At 59.7% G+C, this 16,157-nt stretch carries 12 protein-coding genes, 1 tRNA gene and 3 pseudogenes; 4 read left to right on the forward strand and 12 right to left on the reverse strand.

Annotation, left to right across the window (positions count from 1 at the left end; genetic code table 11):
* Window positions 1-1,115 precede the first annotated feature (1,115 nt).
* From IDL90_RS11880 to IDL90_RS11890, 3 pseudogenes are all read right to left on the reverse strand, one after another.
* Window positions 1,116-1,571, reverse strand: a pseudogene (locus IDL90_RS11880) (transposase); the annotation flags it as partial.
* Between the two features lie 83 nt (window positions 1,572-1,654).
* Window positions 1,655-1,920: pseudogene (locus tag IDL90_RS11885) on the reverse strand (IS3 family transposase); the annotation flags it as partial.
* Window positions 1,921-1,953: 33 nt separating this feature from the next.
* A pseudogene (locus tag IDL90_RS11890) lies at window positions 1,954-2,130 on the reverse strand (transposase); the annotation flags it as partial.
* A gap of 6 nt (window positions 2,131-2,136) precedes the next feature.
* Between IDL90_RS11890 and IDL90_RS09525 the strand changes: the two are divergent.
* Window positions 2,137-3,348 (forward strand): MFS transporter, encoded by a 1,212-nt coding sequence (locus IDL90_RS09525; RefSeq protein WP_187994666.1) that lies wholly within the window; start codon window positions 2,137-2,139, stop codon window positions 3,346-3,348.
* Between the two features lie 137 nt (window positions 3,349-3,485).
* Here IDL90_RS09525 and IDL90_RS09530 read toward each other — a convergent pair.
* The 8 genes from IDL90_RS09530 to pth form a co-directional block, all read right to left on the reverse strand.
* Window positions 3,486-3,558 (reverse strand) — tRNA-Leu (locus IDL90_RS09530).
* 90 nt (window positions 3,559-3,648) lie between these two features.
* Window positions 3,649-4,638, reverse strand: coding sequence for a Ppx/GppA phosphatase family protein (locus tag IDL90_RS09535; RefSeq protein ID WP_223175168.1), 990 nt, complete (start codon window positions 4,636-4,638; stop codon window positions 3,649-3,651).
* Window positions 4,628-5,194 (reverse strand): DUF501 domain-containing protein, encoded by a 567-nt coding sequence (locus IDL90_RS09540; RefSeq protein WP_187994356.1) that lies wholly within the window; start codon window positions 5,192-5,194, stop codon window positions 4,628-4,630. The genes IDL90_RS09535 and IDL90_RS09540 overlap by 11 nt, the downstream gene beginning before the upstream one ends.
* A gap of 29 nt (window positions 5,195-5,223) precedes the next feature.
* The gene (locus IDL90_RS09545; protein WP_187994357.1) at window positions 5,224-5,670 is read right to left on the reverse strand and encodes a septum formation initiator family protein; all 447 of its coding nucleotides are present in this window, start codon (window positions 5,668-5,670) and stop codon (window positions 5,224-5,226) included.
* Window positions 5,671-6,155: 485 nt separating this feature from the next.
* On the reverse strand, window positions 6,156-7,436 hold the full coding sequence (gene eno, locus IDL90_RS09550; protein ID WP_182141898.1) for a phosphopyruvate hydratase: 1,281 nt from the start codon (window positions 7,434-7,436) through the stop codon (window positions 6,156-6,158).
* Between the two features lie 63 nt (window positions 7,437-7,499).
* Complete coding sequence (locus tag IDL90_RS09555; RefSeq protein WP_187994358.1) at window positions 7,500-8,078, reverse strand: hypothetical protein; 579 nt, start codon at window positions 8,076-8,078, stop codon at window positions 7,500-7,502.
* A 53-nt stretch (window positions 8,079-8,131) separates the two neighbouring features.
* On the reverse strand, window positions 8,132-11,764 hold the full coding sequence (gene mfd / locus IDL90_RS09560; protein WP_187994668.1) for a transcription-repair coupling factor: 3,633 nt from the start codon (window positions 11,762-11,764) through the stop codon (window positions 8,132-8,134).
* 24 nt (window positions 11,765-11,788) lie between these two features.
* A complete protein-coding gene (gene pth, locus IDL90_RS09565) occupies window positions 11,789-12,382 on the reverse strand; it encodes an aminoacyl-tRNA hydrolase (protein ID WP_187994359.1) in 594 nt (197 codons plus the stop codon).
* Window positions 12,383-12,562: 180 nt separating this feature from the next.
* Between pth and IDL90_RS09570 the strand changes: the two genes are divergently transcribed.
* Entirely contained in the window at window positions 12,563-13,102 is a 540-nt protein-coding gene (locus IDL90_RS09570; RefSeq protein ID WP_187994360.1) for a 2'-5' RNA ligase family protein, read from the forward strand.
* Window positions 13,103-13,116: 14 nt separating this feature from the next.
* Window positions 13,117-14,316, forward strand: coding sequence for a YihY/virulence factor BrkB family protein (locus IDL90_RS09575; protein WP_187994361.1), 1,200 nt, complete (start codon window positions 13,117-13,119; stop codon window positions 14,314-14,316).
* Here the strand turns inward: IDL90_RS09575 and IDL90_RS09580 are convergent.
* Window positions 14,301-15,146: an exodeoxyribonuclease III gene (locus IDL90_RS09580; RefSeq protein WP_316930273.1), complete on the reverse strand. Its 846-nt coding sequence runs from the start codon at window positions 15,144-15,146 to the stop codon at window positions 14,301-14,303. The genes IDL90_RS09575 and IDL90_RS09580 overlap by 16 nt on opposite strands.
* A 132-nt stretch (window positions 15,147-15,278) precedes the next feature.
* On the opposite strand from IDL90_RS09580, the gene IDL90_RS09585 reads away from it, so the two are divergent.
* Window positions 15,279-16,157, forward strand: coding sequence for a cation diffusion facilitator family transporter (locus tag IDL90_RS09585; RefSeq protein ID WP_262509016.1), 879 nt, complete (start codon window positions 15,279-15,281; stop codon window positions 16,155-16,157).

The following is a 16,157-nucleotide window of genomic DNA, read 5'->3' on the forward strand; positions in this document are numbered from 1 at the left end:
CGCTCGGCCGCCCAAGAGTCCAACGTCGACTCTGCCATCGACACCTCCACGCTTCACCCTGTGCTGCGAGAGGTTGGGAATGACATCTTAATTCGGTCTTTTCCTCCACCACAGGTACCAACAAATTACCACGAGCTGAATAAGGATAAGAAAGCCTAGATAGAGCCAACCCAACAAGCCTCCCCACAGCCCCGGCAGTACAAGAAGTCCGCCAAAGAAGACCAACACTTGGGCAGCAATGACGACACCCTTGTCTCCACGGTTCATGGACAAGAGCCCTTAATGCCGATTGCTCCTAAGAGAGCAATCGATGCCTTCAAAATCCAGCCTCCAACGGACGCGGGTTGACCAGGAAGGCTCAACACGAAAGATGCCCCGGAGGCCACACAATACCAGTTGACGTTCGCGGGCGCTGCTGGCGAATTGGGTATGAACATACGAGAGGCTTCTTTTTTCAGCGTCTTATCCCAGATAACCAGCGTCCCGCCTCTACACTTCGACATTGAAGTTACGTCGTATTGCAGATAGCAAATCCATTGGTATCTGGAGCCATAGTCGTGCCATGTCGGCGCAGCTCGAGGCTTTAATGGAGGGACGGTTGTTGCCTCATTTGCTTGCTGCGTTGCCTCGACTCGTTGAGCTTCTTCGGGGTGTACGGCACTCGCAAACCCGCTCAGCGAAACGGTAAGTGTCGTAGCAAGAAACACAGCTGCAAGAACGTTAGTTACGGACCGCATAGTGCCAGCCTTCCCTCTGATAAACACGTTTCGCCGGCGCCAATCGTTGCTTGTCTAGTGCCACGATATCATTCGATTTGTGACACATGTTGTTTTTTGGATGTAGTTCTGTCGAGACCGCGTCATGCGCACCCTATGCCGTCAACGGCTGGAATGGGGACTATGCAAGGAAGTGTGTGACTGGCCTGGTTCGCTGACTGGTTGTCGGCACGGCAGGTGGGCATGAGAAATGCCTGTTGCAACACTGGTGCCTGTGGCATCGAAAACAAAGAAAACGCAGGATGAAGATCGAAGTGCGGAGATGGATGCTGCGGTGGAGTTGGTCCGTCAGGCTATTGGGGGCCTTGACCCTCGATCGTGGACACGGTGTCGTTTCGGTTATGCCGCTTCCGCGAGGGTAGCAGCCGTGGTTGCCGTGTAGGCGGTCTCGTAAGTGTTCGGTGCGATCTGGCCGATCGCGGAGTGCCGCCTTCGGGTGTTGTAGCGGTTCGCCCACCGGAACACGGCCCGGTAGGCGGTGGCCTGGTCCGGGAACGCGGACGCGCCTTCGAGGAGCTCGCGCTTGAGCGTGGCGTTGACGCTCTCCGCCAAGGAGTTGTCGGCGCTCGTGCCCACCGCCCCCATGGACTGGGTCACCTTGAGCTGCTCGCAGAGCGCGGCGTAAGCCTTCGACGTATAGACGCTTCCGTGGTCGCTGTGGAACACCGCCCCGGCCAATGACCCACGGTCGCGATGCGCGGCACGGAGGGCGTCCTCGACGAGTTCAGTGCGCATGTGGTCGGCGACCTGCCAGCCCGCGAGCTTCCGGGAGCCGAGGTCGATACAGGTCGGTAGGATGCCGCGAACCCGTGGGATCATTCCCCCCCAGCGATGCGCCCGTGGTTCTACAAGGCGATTTCCACTAACGTCGTCTCAATTGCTAACTCCGCGTCCTCCACCGCTCTCACTGCCCGCCCCGGGGCCGCCGCGAGCCAGGCGTAGAACGACGACCTGGCGACCTCGACGACCTCACACAACCGCTTCACGCCGTAGGCGTCCTTGTGGTCCTCGACGAACTGGAAGCGGTTCACCAGTTCGTCTCCCCCGCGAAATACTTCGCCGCCTGACGGAGGATATCCCGCTCCGTCTCAAGCTTGACCCGCTCCGCCTTCGACTCGGCCAGTTCGGCTTTCAGCCGCACAATCCTCGCCGACTGCGACTCCGGCCGACCCGCCGGCGGTGCCGCTGTCAACTTCGTCGTCGTCCCGGAGCCCAGCCGCTCAACCCACTCCTTCAACGCGCCCCGGGAGATCCCCAGGTCCGCCGCGATGCCCTTCAGCGTCGCCCCCGGCGTGGACTCGTACAAGTCCACCGCCCGCTGCCGGAACTCGTCCGTGTAGTTCTTCCTTGCCATCCCTAGATTCTCGCTTCCCCAGCCCAGTGCTGGAATCAGCGTGTCCAAGATCAGGGGTCAAGTCCCGGCGTACTACTCTTCGTCGTCGGGCTGACGATCTGCACTTTCTCCCCATCCATGCAGATCTTTGTGTTGGGAAGGGCAATACAGGGATTCGGCGGCGGTCTCTCTATGGTTCCGCTCTACACCATCATCGGCAACCACGTACACCCGCTTCGACAACCACCATTTTTCGCCGCTTTCGCGGCCGCCTGGGTCCTGCCAGCGCTAATCGGCCCGGGAATTGCGGGCCTGGTTGTTCAGTATGCGAGCTGGCGGTGGATTTTTGGTTTTGTCCCTGTCGTCTTCCTGATCGCATTTCCAGTTCTGGTCAAAGTCACGGCCGCACTTCCCCGGACAGAACCGGCGGACTCAGATGGTTCAACTAAGCGCAGAGTGTTACTTGCGGTCGGCGCTGGCGTATCCGTGGCGCTTCTCCAGGTGATGTCCGGGACAGAGCCCGACGAGTTCGACCCCTTGATCCTCCTCATAATCGCGGTATCGGCGATCCTCACTTTCGTGTTCATGAAGCCGCTACTCCCCGCGGGAACCTTCACCGCAAAACGAGGGCTCCCCTCCACCGTACTACTGCGCGGACTGGCCAACGGAACTTTTATCGGGGTAGAGACCTTTCTCCCGCTCCTACTTCAACTGGTACACGGGTGGGACCCCGCCAGCGCCGGCCTCGTGCTAACAGTCGGTTCCATAACCTGGGCTATCGGATCAGCCGTCTCCGGGCGCATCACCGACCAGGCTAAGCGAGCGCAACTCCCAGTGATCGGCACGCTGGTGCAACTTGTCGGTACCGCGATCACCTTCGCAGGCGTGTTCGAGGGCGTACCCGGCGCAGCAATCATCATCGGCTGGACCATAACCAGACTTGGCATCGGCCTCATCTACCCCACCATGACTGTTCATGCGCTCGCCATGACCAAGACACGAAACAAAGGGAAGACCTCATCCGCTCTGCAGATGGCCGACACCCTTGGCGGCGCATTCTGTGTGGCAGCAGCGGGAATCGCCTATGCCCTGGTACTGCCGAACCTATCCCCCGCCTTCGCGGCCGCAGTCGGACTGATGGTTGTCATCCTGGTGATGGCAATGCCAATCGCCAGGCGGATCAGTCCCGCCCCAGACTCCGACGAGGCACTCCAGTTACAACAGACCCAACAGCTGTAGGAGGAGACGACAGCGTCGCGAAATGTATACGTTGGGAACCGATGCGGCCGTGGGGTACCTACCCCAGACGCAGTTTGGTTCCCAACGTAAACATTTCAGGGTTGTGGAGGGCGTGCACGCCCAGTCGCTTAGAGAAGTACCCCCGGTCGGACTCGAACCGACACTGTACCGATTTTAAGTCGGTTGCCTCTGCCATTGGGCTACGGGGGCGTGTGCGCCAGATGCGGCCCTCCGATTGTAATTCACAACCGCTGGGACCGTGAAACCGGGATCAAGGCGACGGGACCGTGAAAACCGGGATTAGTCCCGCAGCGCCACCGCAACGCTCAACGCCAGCCCGTCCAGGATGTCATGCTCGGAAACGACCACTGTGGGAGCCGCGGTAGTGGGGCCCGCCGCGTGATCCGGGATGACCCCCAGTCGAACCAAAATCCTCTCCCAAATCAGCGCACCCCCCGCAATAACATCAGCGCGCCCAGGTGGCATGGCAGGCTGCCGTGACTTCTCTTCCACCGAATCGTTGACCATGTGGTCGAGGGCGGAGGCCCACTGTTCGACCGTTGGGATCAAGCCGTGGGTGGCGTCCGGGGAATACTCCGGGACCTGCGCGATCAGCGCCGCCAACGAAGTCACTGTGCCTGCCACTCCCACGACGGTCCGGGCAGCCGCGAAGTCCACGGAACCCTCAGCCACGTCGAGTTGGGTATCGATCCAAGCCCTGGCGGCCGCCTGCTTGTCCGGCGTCCATGGTTCCGGACCAAATCTCTCCGTGACTCGAACCGACCCCATATTCACCGACACGGCCTGTTCTACCTCGGAATGACCGAGGACGAACTCCGTTGATCCCCCACCAATATCCACAACCAGGTAGGGCGTCTTGAGGTCACGCGGCAGCGAAGAAATGGCGCCAACAAAAGACAATGCGGCCTCTTCCGCACCCGTGATGACCCTCGGTTCAATCCCCGTGATCGCGCGAATACCTTCAACAAAGTCGGCCCGGTTGGACGCATCTCGACTCGCAGAGGTCGCCGCGATAATCACGTCCGCCACGCCAGCATCCTCAATACGCTCCTGGTATAGGCGTGCAGCGTCCAGGGTTCGCTGGATTGCTGCGGGATCAAGCATTCCGGTGCGGTCAACTCCTTGACCCAGGCGAGTGATGATCATGTCGCGCTCAACGTCTTTGAGGTCGCGCGCGTCCTCGGCCCCCTGCGGCACATCGGCAATCAGGAGGCGGATCGAGTTTGTCCCGCAATCGATTGCGGCGACGCGGACCACGTCAGTCGTCATTGCCGACGCCCTCAGCAAGTTCTTGTGCCGAGACTGCCCTGAAACCCGCGGGAATCAAGCCCCGACGCTTCATCTCTTCCAGAGCGGCGTCCCCCGCTGGGTTAACTCCGGGTCCTGCCACGAGGGCGTGTCCGACGAGGGCGTGCAGGCACTTCACGCGGTTCGGCAACCCACCTGCGCTTATGCCCGCAACTTCGGGAACCTCCCCGGTTCCCGTTACGGCACCGACCTCGGACCTGCGGGAAAGGTAGTCCTGGTGAGCGGCTTCATGGAGGGTGGCAAAGCCGGCATCTTCTTCCAAAGATGCGTTGAGCTGCTCCATGAAGTGTTCTGCCTCCAGCCGTGAGCATGCGGCTGTGAGCGTCGCGTCTGTCAGGTAGAAGGTGGTCGGGAACGGCGTTCCGTCGGGCAGCCTCGGGGAAGTGACGAGGACGAGGGGGTGTCCGTCAGTGCCGCGCGCCCCAACTCCGACGACACCCCGCGGTTCGCGACCCAGGTCCGAAATGACTGCCTCTCGGTCCGCTTCGTCCCACCGCACTCCCTGCAACCACGTCATCTCTCATCCATCCTTCTGCATCGTCGTAACTATCCGCCCTCGCCATTCGTCGACGAGTCAACGAGACCCGCTGAGGCCGGTGGCTGATCAGCATTCTTGAGGGACTCCAATACCGTCCAGGCCCACGGCTTGTCCGGCCCTGTCGCATTGTTATGTGCGACCGTGTGCTCCTTGTCCTCTTCGGGTTCTGGCGCATCGGTGATCACATACTGGGTTTCGCCGGGTCTAACGTATCCCAGTCTCTCCCGAGCCTGAGCCGCGATGTAGTCCTCTTGATTCCACTGCTCCAACTCACCTTGCAGCTCTTCGACTCGCGCCTGGGCGGTCGCCACCTCATTGACGGCGGAATGATATGCCTGCTCCTGTTTCACCCACTGCAGACCCAGGGGCACGAGTGTCACAACAAGGACCCCAACGACCGCCAGTACTACTAACAACCTCACCGAAATGGTCAGGCCCCCAAAAGTCCATTTCATTGGCGCGCGCTTGGTATGAATCTTGATCGGGCGCCGTGGTGCTTTCGCAGCATCCGCAGGCTTCTGAGCTGCTGGTTTGGAATGGTTTTTCGTCCCACTGCTTCCGGGACGCCCGGCGCTGCCCTTTCGACCACCCCAAGTGAAGGAGGTTTCCTTCCGGGGGGTGGAGGGCCGAAAAGACCCGGTAGTGGGCTTCCTGGCCCGGGTTGCAATCCCACTTGAGGTCGTCCGCGGCGAGGTCGCGGTCTTCAGTGTCGAGGACGAAGGCGCCCTTCGTGATACTTCTCGTTCCGGGGCCCCCACCGTCTGCTTCTCCGACGCATCCAGCATGGCGCGCGCACGAGGGCGCTGCGGGGGGCCGGATGTGGAACTCATAGTGTCCATCTTGTCGGAAGTCGGGTCATTGCCAAATCCACCACGCCAAGGGCCCCCGGTAAAAACCGGGGGCCCTGACGACTACGCGTTAGTTCACGCGCAACGAGACACTAGAACGAAGCGCGAGGAAATGCGCTGCGGCCTGCGTAAACAGCATCCTGGCCCAGTTCCTGCTCGATGCGGAGCAAACGGTTGTACTTCTCAACACGCTCTGAGCGGGCAGGTGCACCAGTCTTGATCTGACCGGAGTTGGTAGCAACTGCTAGGTCAGCAATAGTGGTGTCGCCTGTCTCACCACTGCGGTGGGAGGTCATGGTGCGGTAGCCATTGCGGTGAGCATCCTCAACAGCCTCAAGGGTCTCAGTCAAGGTACCAATCTGGTTGACCTTCACAAGGAGGGCGTTTGCAGTACCGGTTTCGATACCGCGTGCCAGACGGGTCGGGTTGGTGACAAACAGGTCGTCACCAACGATCTGGACACGGTCACCAATGGCGTCGGTCAGTGCCTTCCACGCATCCCACTCATCTTCTGACAGCGGATCCTCAATGGAAACCAGCGGGTAGTCGGTGATTAGCTTCTCGTAGTAGTCGACCATGTACTCGGTCGAGCGCGGCTCGCCCTCGAACTGGTAGGCGCCATCCTTGAAGAACTCGGTAGCGGCAACATCCAGTGCCAGCGCAACATCTTCGCCCGGCTTGTAGCCAGCGCGCTCAATCGCCTCAACGATGAGGTCAAGGGCTGCCTGGTTGGAAGGAAGATCGGGAGCAAAACCGCCCTCGTCACCCAAACCGGTGGAGAGTCCACGCTCCTTGATGACGGCCTTCAGCGTGTGGTAGACCTCTGCACCCATGCGCAGTGCCTCACGGAATGTGGGGGCGCCAACGGGAGCGATCATGAACTCCTGAATGTCAACGTTGGTATCCGCGTGGGAGCCACCGTTGAGGATGTTCATCATCGGTACCGGCAGGACGTGTGCGTTCGGTCCACCCAGGTACTCGTAGAGGGGAAGTTCAGCGGACTCAGCAGCGGCGCGTGCAACTGCAAGTGAAACGCCGAGAATGGCGTTTGCGCCAATCTTTCCCTTATTGGGGGTGCCATCGATTTCCAGCATGACACGATCAATTTCGCGCTGATCGCGAGCATCAAGCCCGATGATTTCGGGGGCGAGGACTTCACCAACAGCGTCAACGGCGTCCTGGACGCCCTTACCCTGGTAGCGGTTCTCATCACCATCGCGACGCTCTACTGCCTCAAATGCGCCGGTGGAGGCACCGGAGGGAACACCTGCGGTGCCCTCTGCACCGTCTTCAAGGTAGACGGTAACTTCGATGGTCGGGTTGCCGCGGGAGTCCAGAATCTCGCGTGCTTCAATGTCTTCGATCATTGCCACGGTGTTTCTCCTTATTTAGCAGTGGATTGTCGAACAGGTTTAGTAGGAACAGCTTAGTTGGCCTTAGCCGACAGGGATCTCTTCAAGCAGATTTCCCGTTACCGTTCCCGGCAGGGCACCGGGAGCTTGAATCTGCCCGTCGGTGAAAGTGCCGTAACGCGGGTTTAGTGTGATGGATGCATCCGAAATCAGGGTGTTCATCTCAGTGATCTGCTCTTCACTCACAGCGCCACTCTGCACGGTGTTGACCAGTAGCAGGTCGCGGAACATTTCACGAACAGGGGGAATAATCTGACTGACTGACAAGTCACTGTTCGCCTGCGCCAGCGTACCCTCTAGGGTCTGCTGCACATCTTCCTCACTCAGCCCAACCCCAACTTCATCTGCTGCCTGAAGTCGGACAGTGGTCTCAACAAGAAACCCAGCCATCTGATCACGAGGAACCTCAACCCCGGACAATTCAGCCCACTGCGTAACAGTGTCTGTCAGGTCCGTTTCTGAGAAGCTTTCACCATTCACAATGAACGCAGTTCCCGGACTACCTGATGTGCCACAGGCAGAAAGTCCTAGTGCAACCGCCGAAGCGAGTGCCGCTGCGGCCAGTGTCTTACCAATGGATCGAAATTTATAGGCTCGAGCCACTTCGCCCCCTTCGTGGAAATCTCCGCTTCCCAGTGTACGACAAACTCGGGCCCCTAACTCCGCGCTATGGGAGCACTGAGGACTTTCAACAGGTTCTCAACCCACTCTAGAAGCTCCTCATCGGCCGGGGATGACTCTGAAGCCATGCTCGGTCGTGAGATCGGCACAAGGATTTGGCGAACCGTCGGCTTGATGGTGGTCCCCGGATAGAGGCGTTGCAGTCGGAGCGCCTTTGATTCGGGGAGCTGCACGGGGCCGAGCCGCAGGTAACGCCCCTGTGTCAGGGCCTCCGTTATACCGGCCTGCCGCAGCTTTTCTCGCAGTCTCGCTACGGCAATCATTAGATCAACCTCGCGGGGAATCGGACCAAATCGGTCGGTAAGCTCCTCGCGCAGTTCGGCCTCGGTGACATCACTCGTCACCGCTGCGATGCGCCCATAGGTCTCCAGGCGCAAGCGTTCACCCGGCACGTACTCTTCCGGGAGGTGAGCATCCACCGCCAGTTCAACTCGCACATCCGTCGTGTCCTCTACCTTTTCCCCCTTGAACGCCGCAACAGCTTCGGAAACCATGCGTATGTACAGGTCAAAGCCCACCCCTTCAATGTGACCCGACTGAGCGCCACCCAGCAGGTTTCCTGCCCCGCGGATCTCCAGGTCCTTTTGTGCGATGGCAAGCCCTGCACCCAGATCGGTGTTGGAAGCGATTGTTCGCAGTCGTTCGAGGGCGGTCTCAGACAAAGTCTTGTTGGTGCCGTAGAGGAAGTAGGCATACGCCCGCTCCCGTCCTCGTCCAACGCGACCCCTCAACTGGTGAAGCTGAGACAGTCCAAACGTGTCTGCCCGGTCAACGATCAGGGTGTTGGCGTTAGAGATGTCGAGGCCGGTCTCAATGATGGTCGTGGAAACTAGTACGTCAAACTCGTGATTCCAGAAATCAATGATTGTCTTCTCAAGTTCGGCTTCGGACAGTTTTCCATGCGCCACCCGAATCCTGGCTTCCGGCACCAGCTCCTGAAGTCCTGCCGCGACCTTATTGATCGAATCGACTCGGTTGTGAACGAAGAAGACCTGGCCGTCCCGCAGTAGCTCCCTACGCACTGCCGCGGCGACCTGGGCGTTCGAGTATGGTCCCACGAAAGTGAGGACCGGTTGTCTCTCTTCTGGAGGGGTCTGCAACACCGACATCTCGCGGATGCCAGAGATCGCCATCTCCAGGGTCCTGGGGATTGGCGTGGCGGACATGGACAGCACATCGACGTTGGTTCGCAACGCTTTCAGGGTCTCCTTGTGTTCCACCCCGAATCGCTGTTCCTCATCAACCACAACCAGCCCCAAATCCTTGAACTGGACTGACCCTGTCAACAGGGTGTGGGTGCCAATAACGACGTCAACGGTGCCGTCGGCAAGGCCCGCCTTGACCTTGGTGGCGTCCGAGGGCGAAGTGAAGCGGGACAGTTGTGCAACCTTGATGGGGTAACCCGCATAGCGTTCAGCAAAGGTGTCGTAGTGCTGCTGGGCAAGCAGCGTTGTGGGCACGAGGATCGCAACTTGCTTCCCATCCTGAACGGCCTTAAATGCAGCACGCACAGCGACCTCGGTCTTGCCGTACCCGACGTCGCCGGTCAGAAGCCGATCCATCGGGACCCGCTTCTCCATATCCGCCTTCACCTCATCAATCGTCGCCAACTGATCGGGGGTTTCCGTGTACTCAAAGGCATCTTCAAGCTCGCGCTGCCACGGCGTGTCAGGAGCGAAAGCGTACCCTTCCGCCTTTGCACGTTCCGCGTAGAGGCGCACGAGTTCCGCAGCGATCTCCATGACCGCCTTGCGGGCCTTCTGCTTAGTCTTTGCCCAGTCAGCCCCACCCATCTTGGATAGCTTGGGAGCATCTGACCCGGAGTAGGCCGAAACCTGGTCCAACGAAGTTGTCGGAACATAGAGGTTATCCCCGGGTTGACCACGCCGCGCGGCCTGGTACTCAATCACCAGGTAGTCGCGCTGGACCCGATCCTCACCCTTACCCGTCGTTCTGGTCTCTATACCGAGGAACTTCCCGATGCCGTGTTGGGAATGGACGACAAAGTCACCGATTCGCAGCGTCAGGGGATCGATGCCCTTCTTTCGTTTAGCGGCAAGTTTGCGCATGTCCCGAGTGTTCGCGCCAGCACGCCCCGTCAGATCTTGCTCGGTGAGAATGGCGAGGTTCTCAGAGTGCATGACAAACCCGGTGTTACCCGGAGCGGGAATAACCGCAACCACGCCCACCGGATCATCAGCGGTGACATCTTCAACCAGCCGGGCAACAACGTCACGTTCGCGCAGCACCTCAACAATGCGGCGACCAGCCCCAGGAGCTGGCACCGTAACGATGAGGCGCCACCCACGCCCTGCCAATGAACGCAAGTCATCCGTCGCGCGGTCGAACTCACCGCGGTAGGGCTGCACGTCGCGCCCTCCGACGCGCGCGAGTCTGGCGCTAACCACCACTGCTTCCACCGACGCACCGGAAGCATCACCACTGTCACCCTGATCTGGAATGGTGGTGTCCTGCTCATCCACCATGGCGTCGGCGAGGGCGGGTGGCGGCAACGCCGTGAACTCCCACCATGCCCTTGAGGGACCGCGCCCCCATATGTCCTCCAAAGGCACAAAAGAAGCATCCTGGGCCAAGAGAGGAATCGCCCCACCGGCCGCAGCGCTACCCCAGGCAGCAGAGAGAAACTCGTCGGCCGTGCGCAGGAGGTCAGCGCCCCTGGCCAACGTTTTTTCCGGCTCATCAAGGATGAAAAGTGAGTCCTGCGGAATCAGGTCGCTGAGCATCTCCATACCGGACACCAACGAGGGCGCCAACGCTTCAAGACCAGGCGCATAAATTCCCTCAGCTGCCAACTCGAGTATCTCTCGCGCTCCCGGCAGGTCGGACTGCGCCGCAAGCGCTTTCGCCCGAGCCTGCTGGGTGAGGAGGAACTCTCGGGCGGGGGGCGCCCACAGTCCGCCCTCGGCGTCCCCAACGGTCCTTTGGTCGGACAGGTTGAAGTGGCGGATTTCCTCAACTTCGTCGCCAAAGAGCTCCAGGCGGAGCGGGTGGGGGCTGGTGGGAACAAACACGTCAACAATGGAGCCACGCACAGCCACCTGTCCGCGCTTCTCCACCATATCCACTGCTTCATATCCCAGTGCGACCAGCTGCTCCTGGAGTAAACCTGGATCGATCCAGTCTCCAACGTGTGCGGTCACCGGAGTGATCTCACCGATTCCGGCAATGAGGGGCTGCATCAGGGTTCGAACTGGGAGCACAAGAACCGAGATGGGACCCGCGCCTGGGACATCATCCTGCGGATGGGTCAGGCGACGAAGAATAGTGGCGCGTCGAGCCATCGTGTCGACCTGGGGTGAAAGTCGCTCGTGCGGCAGGGTCTCCCAAGAGGGCATCATGGCCACCCCGGTTGTCCAGGCGGATGCTGCCTGGGCGAACTTCGCGCCTTGGCGCCCCGAGGACGTCACCACGACCACGGGTGACTTCACGCCCCGAGAGACTCTCTCTTGAACCGCAAGCGCAACCGCTGCCGGGCGCAGTCCATCGGGGATAACTAGAGTGCCAAACCCTGGTTGCGCCATAGTTGGCAGGGTCGCGGCAAGGGCACCGTCATTTTGGACGACCTCTAGTAGCGCAGAGAGCTCCATGCTGTGTTCGTCGCTCATTCGTCCCTACCTTGCCGAGTGTAGAAGTTGCTGGGTTGGGATGAACCCGCGTCTCACGACATCACAAGCCACATCCGCCGCCATTTCCTCAGTCACCGTCCACTCGGTTCGCTCTGCCTTTGGGATTGGCGCGAGGACGAAGCCTGCCGCATCTTGGCGACCCTGCGGACGTCCAATGCCGATGCGTAACCTCAAGTAGTCTTTGGTGCCCAGAGCAGCTGATATGGACCGCAGTCCATTGTGTCCACCTTCTCCCCCATCTCTCTTGAGTCTGAGGGTATGGGGTTCGAGGTCGAGGTCGTCGTGGATTACTAGGATCTGCTCGATTGGAATGCTGAACCTGCGGGCAAACGCAGCCACGGGAGGGCCCGTAACGTTCATGTAGGTGGTCGAGTAGGCGAGGTAGGTGCGACCGTTGCCCGGACCCGGGCCGAGAAATGCGTCAGCCACCATCAATCCGCTCCTGTCTCTTGAGAAGCTGCTCGCCTCCCTAGCGGCAAGTATCGTCACAGCGTCCCTACCGACGTTGTGACGGGTGAACTGATAGGTGGAACCGGGGTTGCCAAGGCCGACGATCAGCCACGGCGACTGCTTATCCAACGTATGCTCCGTTCATTTGCCTGCGGTTTGGGACCTCTACGCCAGGATCCACCACGGCAAAGTTTACCGATTCTCCCCATCGACCCCTAGGTCCCACAAGTGGGGATGAACGATCCCACTGCGCCGGGGTAGACTCAATCGGTCCCCTGCAAACCGTTCCCACCATAGTCTTGAGGTTCGATGTTCCTCCCCACACGCGATGAATCAGAAGACTGGCTTGGTGTTGTCATAGCGGTCCCTGAACCATGGCTGTCACGCATTAGTGAGGCACGTTTGGCGCTCGGGGACGAGGCCGGGGCAAGCGTTCCCGCTCACATCACAATCATGCCGCCACTTGCGGTTCCCATTGATCAGCGCGAGGCCGTTTTTGAGCACCTCGCTCTTGTCGCGAAGCGCCACCATCCATTTCGGGTCACCGTTAGAGGCACCGGATCATTCCTCCCGGTCAGCCCCGTTGTCTTCCTCTCTGTAGAGGAAGGATCGCGCCAATGTGAAGACCTCGCGGATGACGTCCGTTCGGGGCCCCTGCAGTATGATTTGCGGTTCCCCTATCATGCACACATCACACTTGCTCAGGGTCTAGACGAACCTCAGCTCGAGACAGCCCTTGCCCTAGGGCAAGACTTCGAAGCCACGTGGATGGTTCCTGGCTTCCGACTGGACCGCCTTGATGCAAGCGGCTCCTACAACTCGGCGGCGCTGTTCGACTTCTCCTCCTAGAAACGGATTTGCCTATGTCAAACCCCGACTCCGATGCGCAGTCACCTGACAGCAAGGTTGCACAGTCCGGGGACGTCTCGTACGTCCTCGTGCACGCCAAGCAGTGGAAGTCAGGGGTGCGGGACATTGGGCCAGCATTGCGACAGCAGGGCCTCAAGTCGAAGATCGCCTCGCTAATTGATGTCTACCAGCACAGCAGAATTGGACGCGGTCTGGCGCGGTATTCCATGCAGAAGGGGAGAATTGCCGCGGGTGCAATCTCCTATATGGCAATCTTCTCGCTCAGTGCCGTGGTCACGGTCGCGTGGGTGATCTTTACTCACTTCTTCTCCGCAAGCGCTGCGTTCCAGTCTCTGGTTATCGATACGGTCAACAGGTTTGTTCCCGGACTGATTGCAAACCCGGCGACGGGCACGAGCGGGATTGTTGATCTCTCCGACATATCTCTGGGCAATGGGACCCTTGTCGCGGGCATCATTGCATTCGTTGCTGCGTTCTGGACGGCGATGCAGATTATCCGCTACATCGTGGACGGACTCCGATCCATGTTCGGCCTTCTTGACTACCCTGGCACGGCAGTGACCGCATACCCCCGGTACTTTGCCGGGTTGATACTGCTCTTCCTAGGAGTGATCACGACCGCTGTCCTGACGGTTATGACCGGACGCTTCGAAGAGTGGGTCGTGTCGGTCTTCCCGGGAGTCCGCGAGATCCTCGAAACGCACACCTTTGGGGCCATACGTCTCGGAGTTCCCTCACTGGTTGACTTCCTCATGTTCATGGTGATGGTGACATTTGTGGCGCGCATCGCGGTGCCTCGCCGCACCCTCCTTATTGGGGCCGTCATGTTTGCAGTTGCTTCCACCACCCTCCGTTTTGGTGGTGAGGCACTGATGGGCGCGTCTAACGACCCCGTCATCGCTACCATCGCTACGGCGGCAGCACTGCTCCTCTGGGTCAACTTTGTGGCACGAGCTGCACTAATGGTCTCGGCGTGGATGGCGGATCCGCCTGCCGTGGTCATGAAGGTTAAGAAGGACTCAGTCCACGCTGACAAACGGCCGAACTACGTCACACTCAGCCGACCCGCGACGCTGGCGTGGCCACACAACCCGGTGACGGGGGACCTTATTCCGGCACATCCATTAGATGCGGATGGGCACGCAGATCCTGATGAACTCGAAGCGAGCGAGGACGATCAGGCTTCAAACTGAACAACTACCGGCGCGTGATCTGAGAACCGCGTGTCCCAGGAAATTGCGCGATCCACCCTCGCTGCGAGCGCACGTACCGCCAGTCCTGGTGTTGCATAGTGGTAGTCGATGCGCCAACCAGTATCATTGTCAAACGCCTTGCCGCGCCAGGACCACCAGGAGTAGGGCCCCGGAGTTGGCCCGGTGAGTGTTCGCACCACATCGCACCAACCAGCGTCGACCCAGCCATTCAAGTAGGCTATCTCCTCATCAAGGACACCGGAAGTCTTGTTGTAGTTGGCCTTCCAGTTCTTGATATCCATCTCTGAGCGAACAACATTGAAGTCCCCGGCCACCAGCGTCTGCGGACCGCCCTCACCACTGCGGGACAACAGTTCCCGAACGCGGGCATCAATGCTCGCCAGGTGGCGCATCTTGGAATCTTGCTTCGGGTCGTTGATTTGGCCCGAATGGAAGTATGCGGACACCATACGCAGCGGAAACCCGCTCGCGGTCACAAGGTCGACCTCTATCCAACGACCTGAATCAACCAGCTCTTCTTGCTGTGCCAGACCAATGGTGTGCTGTGCGCCGGGAGCCAGCCCAATCTTGGTGGAGTCTTTGGCAACGGCAACCCCCACTCCCGCGCGTCCCTTGATCAGTGAGGGCGCAATGAAAGTATCAAACTGGTCGCCAAGAAGATCAGCCGCGATTTTCTCCTCGGCACGCACTTCCTGGAGCAGGATCACATCGGGTTGTGCTTCTTCAATCCACTGCCCCATCCCTTTCCGGTATGCGGCGCGAATGCCGTTGACGTTTACAGAGGCTACAGAGAAACTGGTAGAAGTCACCGCCCCAGTATGCCAGGTGGCGCAGGTAGCCCAGGAACCAAATATGGGATAGCTTGAATCACTATGAGCAACACCCCGGGAGATCCGCCGGCCCCAAGCCATGGTCACTCTCACACCCACGCAACCGCCACCATGTCACGGAAGCGCCTTGCTTGGGCCCTAGGTGTCACAGTATCCATTCTCTTTGTCGAGATAGTCGGAGCTATTTGGAGCGGCTCACTAGCTCTCCTCGCTGATGCCGGCCACATGGCAACCGATTCAATCGGCCTGGTTGTTGCGCTCTTCGCAGCTCACCTGATGACCCGCCCTCGAACAGACAAGTGGACCTGGGGGTTTGCGCGGCTAGAGATACTGGCGGCTGGGCTCCAGGCTGGTCTTCTCATTGTTCTCTGCGGATTCATTGGGTGGGAAGCGGTCGGACGCTTTATGAACCCCACGGCCGTCGAGGCCGGGCCCATGCTCCTAGTTGGTGTCATCGGGCTGGTGGCCAACGTGATCTCCATGTCGATCCTTTTTGGAGGACGCGGAGCTTCCCTCAACATGAAGGCAGCTTTCCTTGAGGTGAGCGCGGATGCCCTGGGTTCCGTGGCTGTCATCGTAGCTGCCCTGGTACTGATGTGGACAGGGTGGCCTTACGCCGATTCTCTGGCTTCCCTTCTAATAGCCATCATGATTGCGGCGCGCGCCGTGGCTATCCTGCGACAGTCAGTCGACATCCTCCTGGAAAAAACACCAAGCGGGCTTGACCTCAACGAGGTCCGCAAGAGGATCTGTGAGAATCCGGCTGTGCGCCAGGTTCACGACCTCCACGTCTCCAGCATCGGCACAGGACTGAACATCCTCACTGCACACGTCATCGTCTCCGAAGAGTGCGTGTCATCTGGTCAAACAGTAGAAGTACTCCACGACCTGCAGGAAGCACTCAAGTCCGGGTTTGATGTCGATCTGAACCACGTCACGCTTCAGATCGACTCAGACCTGCACGCCTCACACGAGGATCTGGCCCACTAA

Source organism: Schaalia sp. JY-X159 (genome assembly GCF_014525425.1).
Taxonomy (GTDB): Bacteria; Actinomycetota; Actinomycetes; order Actinomycetales; family Actinomycetaceae; genus Scrofimicrobium.

Excerpts from the sequence above, each read along its gene's own strand:
- IDL90_RS09585 (WP_262509016.1), top strand. The coding sequence starts at position 15,279 with ATGTCACGGAAGCGCCTTGCTTGGGCCCTAGGTGTCACAGTATCCATT.
- mfd (WP_187994668.1), bottom strand. The coding sequence starts at position 11,764 with ATGGAGCTCTCTGCGCTACTAGAGGTCGTCCAAAATGACGGTGCCCTT.
- IDL90_RS09575 (WP_187994361.1), top strand. The coding sequence starts at position 13,117 with ATGTCAAACCCCGACTCCGATGCGCAGTCACCTGACAGCAAGGTTGCA.
- IDL90_RS09535 (WP_223175168.1), bottom strand. The coding sequence starts at position 4,638 with ATGACGACTGACGTGGTCCGCGTCGCCGCAATCGATTGCGGGACAAAC.
- IDL90_RS09540 (WP_187994356.1), bottom strand. The coding sequence starts at position 5,194 with ATGACGTGGTTGCAGGGAGTGCGGTGGGACGAAGCGGACCGAGAGGCA.
- IDL90_RS09545 (WP_187994357.1), bottom strand. The coding sequence starts at position 5,670 with ATGAAATGGACTTTTGGGGGCCTGACCATTTCGGTGAGGTTGTTAGTA.
- IDL90_RS09570 (WP_187994360.1), top strand. The coding sequence starts at position 12,563 with ATGTTCCTCCCCACACGCGATGAATCAGAAGACTGGCTTGGTGTTGTC.